The organism is Pantoea rwandensis (genome assembly GCF_002095475.1).
Taxonomy (GTDB): domain Bacteria; phylum Pseudomonadota; class Gammaproteobacteria; order Enterobacterales; family Enterobacteriaceae; genus Pantoea; species Pantoea rwandensis.
The window spans coordinates 124820-143845 of record NZ_MLFR01000013.1; the positions used below are offsets into that span (position 1 = coordinate 124820).

15 protein-coding genes and 1 pseudogene are annotated in these 19026 nt (G+C 56.6%); 15 read left to right on the forward strand and 1 reads right to left on the reverse strand.

From position 1 onward, the window contains the following. Positions 1 to 233 precede the first annotated feature (233 nt). The 3 genes and pseudogenes from HA51_RS14085 to HA51_RS14095 all read left to right on the forward strand — a co-directional run bounded on the left by HA51_RS14085 (position 234) and on the right by HA51_RS14095 (position 3697). Positions 234 to 1703 (forward strand): aldehyde dehydrogenase family protein, encoded by a 1470-nt coding sequence (locus HA51_RS14085; RefSeq protein ID WP_084935218.1) that lies wholly within the window; start codon positions 234 to 236, stop codon positions 1701 to 1703. Positions 1704 to 1735: 32 nt separating this feature from the next. Further along, positions 1736 to 2404, forward strand: a complete 669-nt coding sequence (locus HA51_RS14090; RefSeq protein ID WP_084935221.1) for a haloacid dehalogenase type II — start codon at positions 1736 to 1738, stop codon at positions 2402 to 2404. Between the two features lie 14 nt (positions 2405 to 2418). Beyond that, positions 2419 to 3697: pseudogene (locus tag HA51_RS14095) on the forward strand (NAD(P)/FAD-dependent oxidoreductase). Positions 3698 to 3700: 3 nt separating this feature from the next. Here HA51_RS14095 and HA51_RS26965 read toward each other — a convergent pair. Further along, positions 3701 to 3943 (reverse strand): hypothetical protein, encoded by a 243-nt coding sequence (locus HA51_RS26965; protein WP_139810687.1) that lies wholly within the window; start codon positions 3941 to 3943, stop codon positions 3701 to 3703. 64 nt (positions 3944 to 4007) lie between these two features. Between HA51_RS26965 and HA51_RS14100 the strand changes: the two genes are divergently transcribed. From HA51_RS14100 to HA51_RS14155, 12 genes are all read left to right on the forward strand, one after another. After that, positions 4008 to 5612, forward strand: a complete 1605-nt coding sequence (locus HA51_RS14100) for an ABC transporter substrate-binding protein (protein ID WP_084935246.1) — start codon at positions 4008 to 4010, stop codon at positions 5610 to 5612. Positions 5613 to 5639: 27 nt separating this feature from the next. Then, positions 5640 to 6593: an ABC transporter permease gene (locus tag HA51_RS14105; RefSeq protein WP_084935224.1), complete on the forward strand. Its 954-nt coding sequence runs from the start codon at positions 5640 to 5642 to the stop codon at positions 6591 to 6593. Then, on the forward strand, positions 6593 to 7444 hold the full coding sequence (locus tag HA51_RS14110; protein WP_084935227.1) for an ABC transporter permease: 852 nt from the start codon (positions 6593 to 6595) through the stop codon (positions 7442 to 7444). The genes HA51_RS14105 and HA51_RS14110 overlap by 1 nt, the downstream gene beginning before the upstream one ends. After that, on the forward strand, positions 7441 to 9105 hold the full coding sequence (locus HA51_RS14115) for an ABC transporter ATP-binding protein (protein WP_084935230.1): 1665 nt from the start codon (positions 7441 to 7443) through the stop codon (positions 9103 to 9105). Before HA51_RS14110 ends, HA51_RS14115 begins: the two co-directional genes overlap by 4 nt. 115 nt (positions 9106 to 9220) lie before the next feature. Then, positions 9221 to 10066, forward strand: coding sequence for a GNAT family N-acetyltransferase (locus HA51_RS14120; protein ID WP_084935232.1), 846 nt, complete (start codon positions 9221 to 9223; stop codon positions 10064 to 10066). Beyond that, complete coding sequence (locus HA51_RS14125; protein WP_084935235.1) at positions 10066 to 10992, forward strand: 2-hydroxyacid dehydrogenase; 927 nt, start codon at positions 10066 to 10068, stop codon at positions 10990 to 10992. The genes HA51_RS14120 and HA51_RS14125 overlap by 1 nt, the downstream gene beginning before the upstream one ends. Before the next feature lie 7 nt (positions 10993 to 10999). Next, the gene (locus HA51_RS14130) at positions 11000 to 12133 is read left to right on the forward strand and encodes a M20 aminoacylase family protein (RefSeq protein ID WP_211282943.1); all 1134 of its coding nucleotides are present in this window, start codon (positions 11000 to 11002) and stop codon (positions 12131 to 12133) included. Between the two features lie 115 nt (positions 12134 to 12248). Beyond that, positions 12249 to 13565 (forward strand): 4-aminobutyrate--2-oxoglutarate transaminase, encoded by a 1317-nt coding sequence (gene gabT, locus HA51_RS14135; RefSeq protein ID WP_084935240.1) that lies wholly within the window; start codon positions 12249 to 12251, stop codon positions 13563 to 13565. Between the two features lie 141 nt (positions 13566 to 13706). Beyond that, positions 13707 to 14219 (forward strand): Lrp/AsnC family transcriptional regulator, encoded by a 513-nt coding sequence (locus HA51_RS14140; protein WP_084935242.1) that lies wholly within the window; start codon positions 13707 to 13709, stop codon positions 14217 to 14219. A 241-nt stretch (positions 14220 to 14460) separates the two neighbouring features. Next, positions 14461 to 14907, forward strand: coding sequence for a GNAT family N-acetyltransferase (locus HA51_RS14145; protein WP_084935243.1), 447 nt, complete (start codon positions 14461 to 14463; stop codon positions 14905 to 14907). 18 nt (positions 14908 to 14925) lie between these two features. After that, positions 14926 to 16974 (forward strand): hydantoinase/oxoprolinase family protein, encoded by a 2049-nt coding sequence (locus HA51_RS14150; protein WP_084935244.1) that lies wholly within the window; start codon positions 14926 to 14928, stop codon positions 16972 to 16974. Between the two features lies 1 nt (position 16975). Further along, positions 16976 to 19026 (forward strand): hydantoinase B/oxoprolinase family protein (locus tag HA51_RS14155; protein WP_245840216.1); only part of this gene is annotated, 2051 nt, incomplete at its 3' end.

Consider the following 19026-nt stretch of genomic DNA (forward strand, 5'->3'; position numbering starts at 1 on the left):
ACCGTAGGGATGCACGAATTTTGTGAAGTAAATCATCTGTTTATTCCTTCGGCAATTCCACAAATTTTCCCTCTCCAATACGGCAGAAAATTTTTCTGGGGTGTTTTTTACGCATTTTTATTTTTTACTGGGCTGGCATACTTTCTGCATTAGCTTATTAACGTGACAGATAAATGTAGTGCAAATCGTTAATTGGCGTACATGTGATGGGTGTAACAAATAAGGAATTTTCCATGTTAAGTTTCGACCCTGAAAAAGTTTCTCTTCCAATTGGCCATTATATTGGTGGTCAACATGTCACCACCCAGGGCGCACGTTTCGCCGTCAAACGGCCGTCTGATGGCAAAGTTTATGCCGAGTTGAACGAAGCGCAGGCCAGCGATGTTGATCGTGCTGTTACCCTTGCTCATGAAGCGCTGAAAACCAGCGGCTGGCGCAGCTGCCCACCGCGCGAGCGTGGCAGGGTGTTACGTCGCTGGGCAGACCTGATTGAGAATGACCTGCTGCTGGCTCAGTTGGAAGCTTTGGGGTCAACCCGACCGATCAGCGATGTGGTGCAGCATGAAATTCCGTTCACTGCCGAAGCCATCCGCTTTTACGCCGAGTGTGCAGATAAATACAGTGGCGACCTGTTCCCGACGCAAGAGAGCAGCCTGGGTATGTTGGTGTCGGAGCCTTACGGTGTCATTGGCGCCATCACCCCATGGAATTTCCCGCTGTCGATGGCCTCATGGAAATGTGGCCCTGCACTGGCGGCTGGGAATGCGGTGGTGTTGAAGCCATCAGAGCTGACCCCGCTTTCTACCGTCCGCATGGCGGAGCTGGCCGTTCAGGCCGGGTTACCTGCTGGCGTGCTCAACATCGTGCAAGGCAGCGGTGCGGTGACTGGCAGCGCGCTGGTGACCCATCCGCTGGTGCGCAAAGTCTCGTTCACCGGTTCAACCGTAACGGGCGCACGCATCATGAGTGATGCTGCACAGCACGGCATGAAGCCAGTCACGCTGGAGTTGGGCGGTAAAAGCCCACAGCTGGTGTTCGATGATGCAGGCGATATTGATGTGTTGGCCCAACGTATTCTGCGTGGCTTCACGGCTAACGGTGGTCAGGCTTGTGTGGCAGGCACCCGTTTGATTGTGCAGCGCGGCATTGCGCAGCCGTTGTTGGATCGTTTAGTCGCCTTGTGTCAGCAACCCCGTCCGGGCATGACCTGGCAAGACAGCAGCCGTTATGCGCCGCTGATCGATGAGCGCCAAGGCAACAAGGTAGCCTCAGTGATTGCTGAAGCTAAAGCGCAGGGCGCCGAAGTCCTGGTGGGCGGTGAGCGCTTCGCCGATACCGACGGCGGTTGGTTCTGGCAGCCCACCCTGTTGTGCGGTGTGGCGGCAGACAACCCGGCGGTGCAGCAAGAGATTTTTGGCCCGGTGCTGACCGTGCAGGAGTTCGATAGCGAAGAGGAAGGTCTGGCGCGGGCCGCGCATGAGACTTACGGATTATGTGCAGGCGTGCATACGCTGAGTTTGCCGCGTGCCATGCGGGCGATGCGTGCCATCGAATCCGGCACCGTCTGGATCAACCGTTATGGCCGCTCCGGTGATTTTATTATTCCTACTGGAGGCTTCCTTGGCTCTGGTATTGGCAAGGATCTGGGACGTCAGGCATTTCAGGCCTGTCAGCGCCAGAAGAGTGTATTAATCGATTTTTAAATTCACGTATCAGACAACGACGAGGTCGCGTCATGGCACTGTTTAAACCGAAATTCATCACCTTTGATTGCTACGGCACCCTGATTAACTTTGACATGGCTGGCGCGGCAGAGCGCTGCTTTAAAGATCGCGTGTCGCCGCAGGAGATGCTGGCATTCACCACCGATTTCGCTATCTATCGCCGCGATGAGGTGCTGGGGGCGTGGAAGCCTTACTACGATGTGGTGAGCGATGCGCTGCAGCGCACCTGCAAAAAATGGGGCGTGCAGTGGAGCCAGGCTGACAGCGATTTCATTTACACCGATTGCGCCACTTGGGGTCCGCATCCTGATGTGCCGGCCGGGTTGGCAAAAGTGGCGAAAGAGTTTCCACTGGTGCTGCTCACCAACTCAATGGACGACTTGATTCCTCATCACGTGCCACGTCTCGGCGCGCCGATCCACATGACCATTACTGCTGAAGAAGTGGGTGCGTACAAGCCACAGATGAAGGGCTTCGAGTACATGCTGGATAAGTTGAACTGCGGACCGGAAGAGATCCTGCATGTTTCCTCAAGCCTGCGTTATGACCTGATGACCTGCTACGACATGGGCATCAAAAACAAAGTGTGGGTCAACCGGGGTCACGATCCGGCCAACCCAGCTTACGAATACACTGAGATTAAAGACATCGGCGGTCTGCCCGCTGTGGTTGGACTCTAAGTCTGGAGGCGGCGATGCAACTCGAATCATTCTGGCAATCCACGGCACCGGCCTTCACCGGCGCGGCCAGCGGCGCGCTGCCGACGGTCGCTGATGTGGTCGTCATTGGTGGCGGTTTTACTGGCGTCTCAACCGCGCTCAATCTGGCGCGCAGCGGCATCAACGTGGTGCTGCTCGAGAGCGCTGAAATGATGAGCCAAGCCTCGGCGCGTAACGGCGGGCACTGTAATACTGGCGTGGCGCAGAACTTCGCCTCGCTGGTGGAGAGCCAGGGTATTGAGCAAGCCAGTCGCTTTTACCGCGCTTATGACGACGCAGTGAGCTATGTCGAACAATTGATTCGTGATGAGCAAATTGATTGCGATTTTCGTCTGTGCGGCAAACTGAAGCTGGCCAGCAAAGCCTCGCACTTTCCCGGCCTGCGCAGTGCCTGGCAGCTGATGCGCGACACCGTCGATCCGGAAATCGAGCTGATTGGCAAAGATGAGATTCGGCGTGAAGTGGGGAGTGATGCCTTCCACGGTGGCTTATTGCAAAAGCGCGGCGGCCAAATGCATATGGGCAAGTTCGGTATTGGCCTGGCCAATGCGGCGGCTGAGGCGGGGGCAAAGATTTTCCCGCATCACGCCGTTACCGGCTTAACGCGCATTGAAGGGCATCGTCACCGCGTGACCACTGCGCAGGGCGAAATCATCGCCGAGAAAGTGATGATGGCCACCGGCGTCTCCAATGAGGGGCCATTCCCTTGGTTCCAGCGCCGTATTGTGCCGGTAGGCAGCTTTATTGTGGTCACCGAACCGCTGGGTGATGCGTTGATTCAACAAGTGCTGCCGAAAGATCGCACTTACGTCACCTCACTGAATATCGGCAACTACTTCCGTACCACGGCAGATCGTCGATTAGTGTTTGGCGGCCGCGCCCGCTTTGCCGTCAGCAATCCGACCTCGGATACCCGCAGCGGTGAGGTATTGCGTGCCGCGATGACGGCGCTGTTCCCACAGCTGGGAAAATCGCGCATCGATTACTGCTGGGGCGGCATGGTGGATATGACCGCCGATCGCCTGCCCCATGCGGGTGAGCACGAAGGCGTGTTCTATTCACTCGGCTACAGCGGCCATGGCACGCAGATGTCGGTGTGGATGGGGCGTGTCATGGCCGATCTGTTGGCCGAAAAGCGTAACGAAAACCCTTGGCAGCGCGAGACATGGCCCGCGCTACCCCGGTTACCACGGGAAACCCTGGTTTTTGCCTCTCGCGGGGCTGTATTACAAGGCTAAGGATCGGCTGTCGTGATGGCTACCCGGTGCGCATAAATGCGCACCCTACGGTGGGATTTTTCAGGTCGCCATGAATGCGAGGCTGATGGTCGTTTTCGTGGTGGTGCGCATAAATGCGAACACCTGCGGTGGGATTTTTCAGGTCGCCATGAATGCGAGGCTGATGGTCGTTTTCGTGGCGGTGCGCATAAATGCGAACACCTGCGGTGTCATCGATATTGGTATTAATGCAGGGGTCTATCAGGTTTCGTAGGGTCGCCATTAATGGCGACCTGATGGACGCACGATTATCAAAACAAACAACTTTTCATTTTGAGGGTGTGCAGATGAGTAAATTCAATAAAGAGTCTGACGCTGTGAATCCGGCCCTGACACGCATGTTGACCGAAGGGTCCATGTCTCGTCGTGGCCTGATGAAGTTGTTGTCAGCCGGTGCAGTGATGAGCAGCGGCTTAATAGGTTTTCCGCAGATGAGTTTTGCGGCTGAAACACCGGTGAAAGGCGGCAAGATGCGCGCAGCCATGTCCAACGCCTCGGCAACGGATACGCTTGACCCGGCCAAAGGCAACAACAGCGGCGACTACACCCGCCAGTTCATGGTTTACAGCGGTCTCACCGAACTCGATCAAAAGCTTGCTATTCAGCCGGGCTTAGCGGAATCGGTGGAATCTGCCGACGGCATCACCTGGCACATTAAACTGCGCAAAGGGGTGACGTTCCACGACGGTAAACCGCTCACGGCCAAAGACGTGATTTACTCACTCAGCCGCCACAAAGATCCGGCTGTGGCTTCCAACGCCTTTAAGCTGGCCGATCAGTTCAAAACCTTCACGGCGGTGAACGATAACGAAGTGACGCTCGAACTGAGCAGTGCCAACTTTGACGTGCCTTATATGCTGGCGAGTGCGCCGTTCCTGATTGTGCAGGATGGCACCAAAGACTTCAGCAAAGGCATCGGCACCGGGCCGTTCAAACTGAAAGAGTTCTCACCGGGCGTGCGCTCGGTTGGCGTCAAGAATCCGAACTACTTCAAACCTGGCCTGCCGCATCTCGACGAAATCGAACTGCTGGGCGTCACCGACCAGGCGGCACGCGTCAATGCGTTGATGTCTGGTGACTTGCATATCGTTTCCACGCTGAGCGCAGCCGACAGTAATCGTCTGAAAGCCACGCAAGACTTCGCGGTGCTGGAAAGCAAGGCGGGCATGTACACCAACCTGATCATCCGCACCGACATGAAGCCGGGTAGCAGTGAAGATTTCGTACTGGCAATGAAGTACCTGCAACCGCGCGACATCGTGCTGAAAACCGTGTTACAGGGCTATGGCGATATCAGTAACGATACGCCAGTGCCACCATGGCATCCGCTGTTTAACGCCGATCTCAAACCCCGTGCGCTCGATCCTGAGAAAGCCAAATTCCATATCGAGAAAGCGGGCATGAAGGGCGCAACGGTGGAGATCATCACCACGCCAAACATCGAAGGCGCAGTGGAAGGCGGTCAGTTGATTCAACAAGTGGCACGCAACACCGGTCTTAACATCAAAGTACGTCGCGTGCCGTATGACGGTTACTGGTCAACGCACTGGACCAAAGATCCCATTGGCTACGGCTCCATCAACCCACGTCCCACGCTGGATATGCTGTTCTCACAGTTCTACATGTCGAGCGCGGCCAATAACGAATCAGGCTGGAAAAACGATCAGTTCGATCAGCTGGTGGTCACGGCTCGTGGCGAGCGCGATCAGGGCAAACGCAAACAGATGTATGGCGATATGCAGACGCTGATCTACGACCACTGCGGCACCATCATTCCAACCTTTATCAGTACGCTAGACGGTTACAGCAAAAAAGTGGGCGGCGTCGAAGCCTGGCCAAGCGGCATGATGATGGGTTACCGCTTCCATGAGTTCGCCTGGCTGAAAGCCTGATTCGTCACCCGTTAGAGGAGAACGCCGATGAACCGATACATGTTGTTTCTGATTGCCCGGCGCGCAGGCGCCGGCATCCTGACCTTGCTTATCGTCTCGGCGGTGGTGTTTTTTATCACCAGCCTGCTGCCCGGCGACGCCGCGCAGATGATTCTGGGGCAAAACGCCACGCCGGAAACGGTGGCGGCGTTACGCCAGCAGCTGGGTCTCGACCAGCCGTTGTTGATGCGTTACTTCAGCTGGCTTGGCGGGATGTTGCACGGTGATTTCGGCACCTCGTTTGCCAGCCATCTGCCAGTGACGCAGCTGGTGTCGCAGCGTATTCCCGCCACGCTGGAACTGGCAGGCATAACCACAGTGATTTGTGTGCCGCTGGCGCTGGTGATCGGCATTCTCGCGGCCATGACACGTGGCTCAGCACTGGACCGTTTCCTGGTGATCAGCACCATGGCAACCGTGGCAGTGCCCGAGTTCTTGGTGGCAACGGTGGCGGTATTAATCTTCGCGGTCAAACTGCATTGGGTATCGGCGATGTCATTTGGCAGCCCCGATATGGGTCTGATCAGTTACCTTAAGGCTTACGCACTGCCGGTGCTGACGTTGTGTTGCGTATTAGTGGCACAGATGGCGCGCATGACGCGCTCAGCGATCATCAATCAGCTCGACAGCCCGTATCTCGAAATGGCACTGCTGAAAGGTGTATCACCACTGCGTGCGGTGCTGCGCCATGCATTGCCTAACGCGGTGGGGCCGATTGCCAACGCCATTTCACTCAGCCTGTCTTACTTGTTCGGTGGTGTGATCATCATCGAGTCCATCTTCAGCTACCCCGGCCTTGCCAGTGCGCTGGTGGATGCGGTGAGCAATCGTGACCTGCCGGTGGTGCAGCTCTGTGTGATGATGTTTGCCGCCTGCTATCTGGTGTTATTGCTGATTGCGGACGTGCTGACCATTGCCTTTAACCCGAAATGGAGGAGCTGATGAATAGCTTGCTGCTTCCTGTACGTATTTTCCAGGCGCTGTCGATCTCCGGTCGTATCGGCCTGCTGATGTCACTGTTCTGGTTAGCGATGGCGGTGTTTGGTAACCAACTGGCACCGCATAACATCGACGATATCGGCGGTGGCCCGATGCTGGGTGGCATGACCGCCGATAATCTGTTGGGCACCGACTACCTTGGCCGCGACATGTTGAGCCGTATTTTGTATGGCGCGAAATTCTCCATCGGCTTGGCGCTGACTGCCGCGTTGGGTGCCAGCCTCATCGGCACCTTACTGGCGCTGTTGGCGGCGGTGGCGGGGCGCTGGTTGGAAGAGCTTTTGGGTCGTATTAACGACGCGATGTTGGTACTGCCGGGTAAAGTGCTGTCGCTGATGATTGTGGCGGTGTTTGGTTCTTCACTGCCTATGTTGATTTTGACGGCCACCTTCACCTATTGGCCTGGTGCCTTCCGCATCGCCTTCGCCATGGCCAGCAGTTTGCGCAATATGGATTATGTACGCGCCTCACGGTTGCGTGGTGAAAGCCGCTGGTACATCGCGATTCATGACATCCTGCCTAATATGGTGCATCCGATGCTCACCGATTTCGGCCTGCGTTTTGTTTACATTGTACTGTTGTTGAGTGGCTTAAGTTTCCTCGGTTTAGGTGTTCAACCGCCGTATGCCGACTGGGGCACACTGGTGCGCGAAAACCTGCAAGGACTGTTTAATGGATCGCCCGCCGTGTTAATGCCTGCGGTCGCGATTGCCAGCCTGACAATTGGTGCCAACCTGTTTATCGACAGCCTCCAGCAGATGCGTCCGCTGACGCTGGCGAAGGAGGGAGCATGAACGTGACACCACATACTGCGATGCCAGTGATTTCGGTAGAAAACCTGCGCGTTACGGCGCAGACCGATAAAGGTGAAGAGATCGATCTGGTTTCTGACATCCGTTTTACGGTGCAAAAAGGGGAAGTGCTGGCACTAATTGGTGAATCGGGCTCCGGTAAAACCACCATCGCCATGGCGCTGATGGGGTATGCCCGTCACGGCTGTCGCATCGCGGACGGCAACATCCACCTGGCCGGTACCGACGTGCGCAGCTTGTCACCGGGACAACTACGTGAGTTTCGCGGCAACAAGGTGGCCTACATTGCACAGAGTGCTGCTGCCTCCTTTAACCCCGGCATGCGTATTCTCGATCAGGTCATTGAGCCCGTGGTCATCCACGGCACCATGAAACGTAAAGCGGCGAAAGAGAAGGCAATAGCCCTGTTTCGCGAGCTGGCGTTACCGAACCCTGACACCATTGGCGACCGTTTTCCCCATCAGGTTTCTGGTGGTCAGCTCCAGCGTTTGATGACGGCGATGGCGTTGATTGGCGACCCTGATGTCGTGATCCTTGACGAGCCGACGACCGCACTGGATGTCACCACCCAGGTTGAGGTGCTGAAAGCCTTTCGTCGCGTGGTGGCGCAACGTGGCGTAACCGCAGTGTATGTCAGCCACGATCTGGCGGTGGTGGCGCAGTTGGCAGATCGTATTCTGGTGCTCCTGCGTGGAAAGATGGCGGAGTACGGAACCACCGAACGTTTGATTGGCGCACCGCAGGCTGAATATACCCAGCTGTTGATGGATGCCGCACGTCAGAAAGAGCGCGAGAGTCATTGGACCTGCGCAGAAGCAGATGCAGCGCCGCTGATGGAAGTGCGCGATCTCAGTGCCGGATATGGCCCGCGTGATAGTGAGGGAAAACCGAAAACGCTGATTCTGGAAGATATCAATCTGAAGCTATGGAAAGGGCAGGCGATTGGCATTATCGGCGAGTCGGGTTCGGGTAAAACCACGTTGGCACATGCGATTGCGGGCCTAAATGCCCCGAGCCACGGTCATATTCTGTTTAATGGTCACTACATCAATGGCGACATGCATAAACGCCCGGATAACGAACTGCGACGTATCCAGTATGTGTTCCAGATGGCGGATACCGCGCTGAACCCGGCACACAGCGTTGAACGTATTCTGACACGCCCGTTGGTACTGTTTCATGGGCTGAAAGGGGCCGAACTTCAGCGCCGTCTGCACCTGCTGTTGGATCTGGTCAAACTACCGCGCTCGGTGTTGTGGCGTCGCCCATGGGCGCTCTCCGGTGGGCAGAAGCAGCGTGTTAATCTGGCGCGCGCATTGGCGGCCGAGCCGGATCTGATTCTGTGCGATGAAGTCACATCGGCATTAGATACGGTGGTGGCCGCCGCCGTGCTGGATTTGATCAGCGAACTGCGTCGTGAATTGGGCTTGTCGGTGCTGTTTATCAGCCATGATATGCACGCGGTGCGTGCAGTTTGCGACGATATCGTGGTGATGAAATCGGGCCGTATTGTCACGCAAATTTCTCGTGCTGATTACGATAAGCCGACCAGCGAGCTGTATTTCGAACGTCTTAAACGGGCTGTGCCAGAGCTGCGTCAAGGCTGGTTGGATGAGCACGAAGAAGTGCTTAAGGCAGAATAAAAAAATCACGGCATTCGTAGCGGCGCGATTCATTGCGCATATCAATGGCGAAACCGCCCACGCAATAAATTGCGCTGCTACGTCGCTGGTGCGTTTTACATGAAAGGAGCAGCAGATGATCACATTACGCGCCATGACGCAGGACGATATTGAACACGGCTATGCCATCACCCAACAGCTTAAGTGGCCGCATCGTCGTGAAGACTGGCAGCAGGCGTTGGCGTTGGGTGAAGGCGTGGTCGCTGAGGAGCAGGGCAAATTTGTCGGCAGCGCCTTTGGCTGGCGCTGGGGTGATCACGCAGCGACCATTGGCTTGGTGGTGGTGAATCCTGCCTGCCAGGGGCGCGGCATTGGCAAGCAGCTGATGCTGGCGGTGATGGAAAAATTCCCAGACTACGTGATTCGTCTGCACGCTACTGAAATGGGCCAGGGGCTGTATGAGAAGCTCGGCTTCAAGGTTACGGGCACCCTTCAGCAGCACCAGACGCGTGAGCTGGCGGCGGTGCCTGCGGTGAGCATCCCCACTGGTTTGACGTTGCGTAATGTCGATGCGGATGAAGCCGATTTACTCACCGAATTAGACCATCAGGCTCACGGTATGTGGCGTCCCCAGTTGATGCAAACGCTGATCGCTGACCATCAAACCGTATTACTGCAAGACGCCCAACAGCGGGTGCAAGGTTTTGCCAGCCTGCGCCGCTTTGGTCACGGCTGGGCGATTGGCCCAGTGATTGCGCGTAATATCGAAGTGGCACAGGCGCTGGTTGCCGCGCTGATGCAGGGTTTGCGCGGCGAGTTCGTGCGCATCGACACCGATGCGGCTCTACCGCTGGCGAGCTGGCTGGAAAACCTGGGGTTGGTCAAAGTCGACGCGCCCACCACCATGTACCGGGGAACGCCATGGTCACCGCAAGCCGGTGAGATGCAGGCGTTTGGGTTGATGACCCAGGCGATGGCCTGATGCATATCGTTTACAAATCAGAAGCGACGCGCGGAGCACACTGGCAGCGCTGGCTGGCACAACATGCACCGGACGTGCAGATGCATATCTGGCCAGATGTCGGTGACGCAGAACAGGTTGAACTGCTGGTGGCCTGGCAACCGCCGGAAGATGTCATGGCGACGTTTCCCAATCTCAAAGCGCTGCTGTCGGTGGGTGCGGGAGCCGATCAGTTCGATCTCAGCCAACTGCCACCCAATTTGCCGGTGGTACGGATGATCGAACCCGGCCTGACCCAGGGCATGGTCGAGTACGTCACCTTTGCCGTGCTGGGTTTGCATCGCGATATGCCGCGCTATTTCCAGCAGCAGCGCGCGGCAAAGTGGCAAACGCACCCCATTCGTACCGCCAGTCAGCGGCGGGTGGGGGTCATGGGCTTAGGGGAACTCGGCCAGGCATCTTTGCAGCAGTTGGTGTCATTAGGGTTTGACTGTGCTGGCTGGAGCCGGACACCGCGTGAACTCGAGGGGGTTCGCTGCTGGTATGGCGCTGAGCAACTGGCTGAGTTTCTGGCACACAGCGATATTCTGGTGTGCCTGTTACCGCTGACTGACAGCACGCGCGGTTTGCTCAACGCGGAACTGTTTGCGCAGTTACCTGCCGGTGCTGCATTGGTCCAGGTGGGGCGTGGCCCGCAATTAAATCATGACGATCTGCTGACGGCGTTGGACTGCGGGCAACTGAGTGCCGCAGTAATCGATGTCACCGAACCGGAACCGTTACCGCAGGAACACCCCTTCTGGCAGCACCCTGCCATCTGGCTCACGCCGCATATCGCCAGCCAGACGCAAACCGACAGCGCAGTGGCGGCGCTGCTGGACAATCTGCGCCGCTATCAACGCGGTGAACCGATGGTCGGCCTTATCGATCGCAACCGGGGATATTGAGATGCAACTGGAACAATTAGTCGCACTGCGGCGGGATCTGCACGCCCATCCCGAACTGGGATATCAGGAAACACGTACCAGCGACATCGTGGCACAGGTGTTGCAGGACCATGGCATTGCAGTCCATCGCGGCTTGGGTAAAACCGGCGTCATCGGCGTCCTCAAGTGTGGAACGGGTTCACGCATGATTGGCTTACGCGCGGATATGGATGCACTGCCGATGCAGGATAACGGCAGCCAGCCGTGGAAAAGTGTGCACGCCAATATCTGCCATGCCTGCGGTCATGATGGCCATACGGTGATGCTGCTGGGTGCGGCGATCCAGTTAGCGCAGCAGGGTGGCTTTGACGGCACGTTGGTGTTTATCTTCCAGCCAGCCGAAGAGGGCTTGGCCGGTGCAAAAGCAATGATTGATGACGGTCTGTTCCAGCAATTTCCCTGTGATGCGGTGTTTGCCTTGCATAACTGGCCGGAACTGCCGTTTGGTGAAGCACAAACGCGTGCGGGCGCCATCATGGCCGCGGCCGATCGTTTCGATATCACAGTAAAAGGCGGCGGTGGTCATGCTGCGCAACCGCATCTGACGCGGGACACGTTGCTGGCCACCAGCGAGTTGGTGGTGCAACTCAATACGCTGGTGGCGCGAGCGCTGGATCCCTGCGAACCCGGTTTGTTAACCGTCACGCGCATGCAGGGCGGCTTCTCGCACAATATGATCCCCGCGGAAGCCTCTATTACTGGCACGGTGCGTACCTTCAGTCCTGCAGCGCAAGACATCATTGAACATCGCCTGCGGGAGATGGCGCAGCATGTCACAGCGGCACACGGCTTAAAGGCCGAAGTGAGCTATCTGCGTTATTACCCGGCTACGGTGAACCATGCTGCCGCCGCACAGGTCGCGCTTGATGCGCTGCTTGCGGCGGGCATGACGGCGCAGCCGGCTAAACAACCGGCGCTGACATCGGAAGATTTCGCCTTTATGTTACAAGCGAAACCGGGGGCGTATTTATGGCTGGGATCCGCGCCAAGTCAGCCCTTGCACCATTCCGCTTACGATTTTAACGACGCACTGATCCCGCACGGTATTCAGGCACTGACGGCCATTGCCCGCCACGCACTGCGTGCAGAATTTCCCTGCTGATTGGCAGAAGATTTTGACAGGAAATGCCGCTGCTTTGCTGATTACGGCAGCGTGAGAAACCAACGGGTTGCGATACTTGAGCCAACCGAACGTTACGTGGATGAGGGTTTTTAAAATGCAGAATGTCATGGCGGAGCAGCAAACGTATACCGATAACGGCCTGTTACTGGATGCACGTGAGCAGAACGTGCCACGTGGTGTGGTCACCGCGCATCCGTTGGTGATTGAACGGGCTAAAGGCAGCGAAGTGTGGGATGTCGAGGGCAATCGTTATCTCGATTTTGTCGGCGGCATCGGTGTCCTTAACGTAGGGCATAACCATCCGGCGGTGGTTAATGCGGTCACTAAGCAACTCGGCTTAGTGTCTCACGCCTGCTTCCAGGTGGTGGCCTATCCAGGTTACATCGAGTTAGCTCAGCGCCTGAATGCGTTAGTGGGCAACGGCGAGGCTTACAAAAGCGTGTTCTTTACCAGCGGCGCGGAAGCAGTAGAAAATGCGGTGAAGATTGCGCGTGCGCATACCAATCGCAGCGGCATTATTGCCTTTGATGGCGCGTTTCATGGCCGTACGCTGCTGGGTTGCACCTTGACCGGCATGAGCCAGCCCTACAAACAGAACTTTGGACCCTTTGCGTCTGAGGTTTACCGACTGCCGTATCCGAATGCGTATCACGGCGTCAGCGACGACGACTGCCTGCAAGCACTGGAGCAACTGTTTGCCGTGCAGATCCTGCCCGAGCGTGTGGCCGCGATCATCATCGAGCCGGTTCAGGGTGATGGTGGCTTCCTGCCTGCTGGGGCTAACTTTATGCAGGCGCTGCGTCGCATTACGGAAAAACACGGCATTGTCCTGATTCTGGACGAAGTGCAAACCGGCTTCGGCCGTACCGGCACCATGTTTGCCTTCCAGCAACTGGGTATCACTCCGGATCTGGTGACGGTGGCGAAAAGCCTGGGTGGCGGTTTGCCTATTTCAGGTGTGGTCGGTAAAGCCGCGATCATGGATGCGCCGATGCCGGGCGGGCTCGGCGGGACTTACGGTGGGAACGCTCTTGGCTGTGCTGCAGCACTTGCGGTGTTGGATTTGCTTGAGCATGACAACCTGCTAGCGCGCAGTAATCAACTGGGTGAACAACTCAATGCGCGTCTGCAACAGCTGGCTGAAAAATATGCCTGCATTGGCGAAGTGCGCGGTGTCGGCTTTATGCAGGCGGTGGAGATCATCGACTTTGAAACCAAACGTCCTGACGCGGCGATGACGCAGAAAATTCTCGACTGCGCCTGCCAGGAAGGTCTGTTACTGATTAAGTGCGGGCTGCACCGCAATGTGGTGCGCTTCCTCGCGCCACTGGTAACGACAGATTCACAGCTGGAAGAAGCGTTGCATATCTTTGATATTGCGCTGGCACGCGCCAGCGGTCGTTTAGGATAAATCCCGCTTCCTCATTGATATTTCTGGAATTATTCACTAGACCATAACAAGACGTGGTGCGCGCTCACGCTAGCGCCGCCACGTCAAAGCGTGCTATACCATCGTAACAACCTGCGCAATTGGTCAACAATGAGGGGTGCTATGAACGGCTTAATGAAACTCGACCGCATCGATATTAATATTTTGGTGCAATTACAAAAAGATGGCCGTATCAGCAACGTTAATCTCGCCGACGCCGTAGGACTTTCGCCGAGTCCCTGCTTGCAAAGGGTGAAACGTCTTGAACAGGCCGGTTTTATCACCGGGTATGAAGCCCACATCAATCTGACCAAAATCACCGACTCTGTGACGGTATTCACCGAAGTCACACTCTCGGGGCATCGCCGTGAAGATTTTATGAAATTCGAAAATGCGGTGCGCGAAGTGGATGAGTTAATGGAGTGCCATTTGATTACCGGTGGCTATGATTATTTGCTGCGTTTTCTTACCCGCAGCATTGAGCATTACCAGGAAGTCATTGAGAAGATGCTCGACGCGCAAATCGGCATCGATAAGTACTTCAGCTATATCGTGATTAAGTCACCGATTATGAAAAGCAGCGTGCCGTTACGATCGCTGATTGCCAAGCATAACCCCGTGGATTTTGGTGTGTGATTTGTCCCGCACACTAAGCTGTAGCGGCGCGATGTATCGCGCGGGTTTCATTCAGTAACCCTGGCGCTGGAAAGCACCGAGCAAATTGCGCCGCTACCCAATATTGTCTTCAAACCCTCACAGCATAAAATTTTTTACCCAACCAAAATTCCCTTTATCTTTACTGTTCAGGCCATGGCTTCACGCGCGCCGTGTGCCTGCTCATCCGTACACTTAATTTATCCCTTTACAAGGAGTTGCCATGACCGTCTTAACCATTGCCGATCAACTGTGGCAGCGCGACGACTTCACTATCTCCACCGAACGTCAGCGCCTCGATATGGACTGGATCCACCAACAGCTGGTGGATAAATCGTATTGGGCCAAGGACCAGCCACGCGCCAAAACCGAACGCGCTTTTGCCGGTTCACTGCCGTTTGGCGTGTATCACCAACAGCAGCAAATTGGTTTTGCACGGCTGGTGACGGACTACACCCGTTTCGGCTGGCTATGTGATGTGATGATCGACGAGAACTGGCGCGGTCACGGGCTGGGAAGCTGGCTGGCAACCTGCGTGCGTGCGCACCCGGAACTTGCCACCGTGCACCGCTGGATGCTGTCCACCAATGATGCCCATCAGCTGTATCAACGCCTTGGCTGGCGTGTGGTGCAGGATCCACAAAAACTGATGGAATTTCCTCTCTCCTGATAACGGAGTTTTCTCACCATGGGTTACCGCGTTGGCGTTGATATTGGCGGATCGTTTACGGATTTCGCCGTGCTGGATGAACAAACCAATCAGATTCACACCCTAAAAGTGCTGTCACGGCCAGACCAACCAGGAAGTGAAATTCTTACCGGACTGGCGCAGTTGCAGCAGCGCGATGGTATTGAACCACAGCATATTGACTACTTTACCCACGGCACCACCGTGGGCATCAACGCGGTGATCCAGCGTCGCGGGGTGCGGCTGGCCCTGTTTGCCACCGACGGCTTTTGTGATGTACTTGAGCTGGCTCGCCTCAAGATCCCGCATATCCATGATTTGTTCTCACGCCGTCCCGCCCCTCTCATTTCACGCGACCGGGTATTTGCCATCAAAGAGCGCACTGACCGCCATGGCAACGTGTTGCAGCAGGTGGATCGTCAGAGCGTGCTGGAAGCGATTGATCAAGCGCGGGCAGCGGGTTGCAAGGGGATTGTGGTATCGCTGCTGCACAGCTATCGCAATCGCCACAATGAAGCTGCGGTGAAAGCCATCATTGAAGAGGTGGCACCTGAACTTCTCACTTCCTGTTCGGCAGATATCTGGCCGATCATCCGCGAATATGAACGCACCATTACCGCCACCATTAATGCCTATGTGCAGCCGATGGTGATTCACTACCTTGAATCCTTTGAACGCGCCTTGCAAACCATGGGCGTGCAGCCGCCACCGCGTATTACTAAATCCAACGGCGGTGTGATGGGCGTTGAACAGGCGAAAAGCGAATGCGTGCAGATGGTGTTGTCGGGGACCGCATCGGGTGTGATTGGTGCCAGCTTCCTCGCCAGCGCCTGCGGCTTTGACAAAATCCTCAGTCTGGATATTGGCGGCACCAGCGCGGATGTGGCGGTGATCGTCGATGGGCAAGTGGCGCAGGGCAACGGTGAAATCATCGGTGATTTCCCGATTTATATTCCGTCAGTGGCCGTCACCTCGGTAGGCCAAGGCGGCGGATCGCTGGCGTGGATCGACAATCAAGGCGTGCTGCAAATGGGGCCAGATAGCGCCGGCTCCTTGCCCGGTCCGGTGTGCTTCCAGCGTGGCGGCACGCAACCCACTGCCACCGATGCCTTTGCTGCCTGTGGCATGATCGGCCATGGCGATCTCGGCTACAACGCTGTGAAAGTGGATGTTGCCGCAGCGCGTGCCGCCTGGCAGCCGCTGGCAGATCAGTTAGGTATCACAGTGGAAGAGACCGCGGAAACCGCCATTGAGCTGGCGATTTCCAGCATGTACGGTGACACCAGTGGATTGCTGTCGCGCTTTGGGCTGGACCCGCGTGAGTTCTGGTTCCTGGCCTTTGGCGGTGCCGGTCCGATGATGGGCTGCTTCCTCGCCCGTGAACTGAACATGAAAGGGGTGATTGTGCCGCCGACACCGGGCGTGTTGTCAGCGCTGGGCGGTCTGGTGGCCGACATCCGCAATGACTTTATTCGCACGTTGTATAGCGATCTCGATGCCGTGCTGGCCGACAGTCTGGCGACTGAAGCGCAAGCCCTGAGCCAACGTGCGCGTGGCTGGTTGACTGAACAGCACGGTGCCCATATGCCGTTTACCCTTCACTACAGCGCCGACATGCGTTATCGCGGCCAGTCGTTTGAGATCGAAGTGGCACTGGATCCCAATTGGCTGGCGCAGGCGGATGTTGCTGCACTGCATGATGCATTCGATCGCCAGCATCAACAGCTGTTTGGCCATTTTGATGCCAGTGCACCAGTGCAAATTATCAATCTGCGGCTGGTGATTGCATCGCCTACTCCTAAACCGACACTCAATACCTTGGCCACTGCCGCTGCGCCGGTTGAAGTGGCGAAGCAGGTGAGTGCGTGGATCGATGGCGCCTCGCATCAGGTTGATGTGGTGCTCCGCGCCAGCTTGCGTGCCGGGCATCACTTACAGGGCCCAGTGATCATTGCGCAGGATGACTGCACAACGTGCGTACCGCCGGAAATGCAGGTGGACGTAGATAACTTTGGCAATCTGCTGATCACCCCTGTGGAGGCGAACTAACATGGCAATTGACGGACGCAACCTGCAAATTTTAGCTAACTATTGTGCTGCCGCCGCGGATGCCATGGCGTTTACGCTGATGCGCACCGCGCACTCGACGTTTGTTAAAGAGACGGAGGATTTCTCCTGCCAAATCGTCAGCCGTGACGGCATGGCGTTCGCTTCGCCGCGTAGCTTTGGTGCCCCTTGGTACAGCGGCATCGATTACGAACCGGTACTGGCATTAATCGATAGCTATGAGGAGGGGGATATCTGCATCACCAACGACTCCTACGCAGGTAACGTGGCAACGCACTCGCCGGATATTCATATCTGGAAGCCGGTGTTCCACGCAGGCGAAATAGTGTGTTTTGTGGTGGGTCATATTCATAACACCGACGTAGGCGGAGCGGTGCCCGCTTCGCTTTCGCGCTCGCTAACCGACATCGTGCAGGAAGGGATCCGTATTCCGCCGCTGAAAATTGTGCGTAACGGTGAGCTGAATGAAGAAGTAGCTAGCATTATGCGCCTGAACGTGCGCGCGCCGGATCAAAACTGGGGAGATTTCAAAGCACAGATTGCGTCGGTGAATGTGGGCGAGCGCAAGATCCACGATATCATCGCGCGCTTTGGTATTGATGATTTCCTGAATGGCATTGAGGGGATTCTCGATTATGCGGAAGCGCAGGCGCGCAGCATTATCGCCACTATCCCAGATGGGGAGTATTTCTATGCCGACTTTGCCGATGAGGATGGCGAAGGTGGGTATCCGTGCCGGGTGGCGATCACGCTGCGCATCACCGGCGACACGCTGGAACTGGATTACACCGGTAGCGACCCGCAGTTAGCGTCATCGCTGAATATGCCGACCGGTGGTCGTGAGCGGCATCCGCTGGCGCTGGTGGGCGTGACGTATGTGCTCTCGACATTGGATCGCAATCTGTTGCTTAATGCAGGCACGCTGCGACCCACACGTGCCATCTTGCCGCCAGGCACAGTAATGAACTGTGAAGCGCCAGCCGCGGTGGGCATGCGTTCGCTAACCTGCGCCTTGTCGCAGATTGCCACCATTGGCGTGTTCTCTCAGGCAATACCCGATCGCTTGCCCGCAAATTCGCCTGGCGGTAATTCCATCATGAACATTCGCACCAGCGACAGCCAGAATCGCAGCGTGGTGGCCTCGCTGGGCCCGGTGGGCGGCGGGGCGGGTGGCACGCCGCGTCATGATGGACCTGATGGTTCTGGGGGTTTGTCGGCCTTTTTGAAAAATACGCCAATTGAGATTAACGAAGCGGAAGTGCCCATTCATTTCCATCGTTACGGTTTAGCGACTGATAGCGCGGGTGCAGGCCGTTATCGCGGCGGCCTTGCCACCGAAATGGTGTTTGAAGTTTTTGCACCTAATACCACGGTCACGGCGCGTAACCGCAATCGATCGGTGTTTGCCTCGGCTGGCGTATTGGGCGGCGAATCGGGCGCCTTGTCGCATTTCCGCACATGGCGAAACGGCTCGGCTATCGAACACGGCAACACCGATGTCATCGGCTGCCAACCGGGCGATATCATTGAAGTCCGTGGCCCGGGGGCTGGCGGTTATGGTCTGCCGGTGGAGCGAGACGCGGCTGCGGTATTGCAGGATGTGCGCTGTGGATTTGTTTCAGTGCAGATGGCGCGTGATAGCTATGGTGTGGCGATTGTTAAGGGTGAAGTAGATGAGGCTACAACAGCCCATTTGCGTGCTGAGATGCGTACCGAGCCCCGGCAACACTTTGATCACGGCCCCGCCCGCACGGCATTTGAACAGCTATGGACACCGGCACGCTATGCCTTGCTCACGACGTTTCTGGCTGCCGCACCGATCAGCTGGCGACACTTCCTCAAGCAGCAGGTATTTGCGGCGGTGGCGGCAGATGCACGATCGGCAGCAGTTGAGGTGGTTGCAGCGGATGTACAACCGGCAGCACTTGAACCTGTGGCAGCCGATGCACGTTTAGCATCATTTGAGGCGGTTGCAGCGGATACACCATCGGCAGCACTTGAGGTGGTCGCAGCGGATGCACAACCGGTCAAGCA

Coding starts and splice junctions, on each gene's coding strand:
- HA51_RS14085 (WP_084935218.1), top strand. CDS start 234: ATGTTAAGTTTCGACCCTGAAAAAGTTTCTCTTCCAATTGGCCATTAT.
- HA51_RS14090 (WP_084935221.1), top strand. CDS start 1,736: ATGGCACTGTTTAAACCGAAATTCATCACCTTTGATTGCTACGGCACC.
- HA51_RS26965 (WP_139810687.1), bottom strand. CDS start 3,943: ATGGCGACCCTACGAAACCTGATAGACCCCTGCATTAATACCAATATC.
- HA51_RS14100 (WP_084935246.1), top strand. CDS start 4,008: ATGAGTAAATTCAATAAAGAGTCTGACGCTGTGAATCCGGCCCTGACA.
- HA51_RS14105 (WP_084935224.1), top strand. CDS start 5,640: ATGAACCGATACATGTTGTTTCTGATTGCCCGGCGCGCAGGCGCCGGC.
- HA51_RS14110 (WP_084935227.1), top strand. CDS start 6,593: ATGAATAGCTTGCTGCTTCCTGTACGTATTTTCCAGGCGCTGTCGATC.
- HA51_RS14115 (WP_084935230.1), top strand. CDS start 7,441: ATGAACGTGACACCACATACTGCGATGCCAGTGATTTCGGTAGAAAAC.
- HA51_RS14120 (WP_084935232.1), top strand. CDS start 9,221: ATGATCACATTACGCGCCATGACGCAGGACGATATTGAACACGGCTAT.
- HA51_RS14125 (WP_084935235.1), top strand. CDS start 10,066: ATGCATATCGTTTACAAATCAGAAGCGACGCGCGGAGCACACTGGCAG.
- gabT (WP_084935240.1), top strand. CDS start 12,249: ATGCAGAATGTCATGGCGGAGCAGCAAACGTATACCGATAACGGCCTG.
- HA51_RS14140 (WP_084935242.1), top strand. CDS start 13,707: ATGAACGGCTTAATGAAACTCGACCGCATCGATATTAATATTTTGGTG.
- HA51_RS14145 (WP_084935243.1), top strand. CDS start 14,461: ATGACCGTCTTAACCATTGCCGATCAACTGTGGCAGCGCGACGACTTC.
- HA51_RS14150 (WP_084935244.1), top strand. CDS start 14,926: ATGGGTTACCGCGTTGGCGTTGATATTGGCGGATCGTTTACGGATTTC.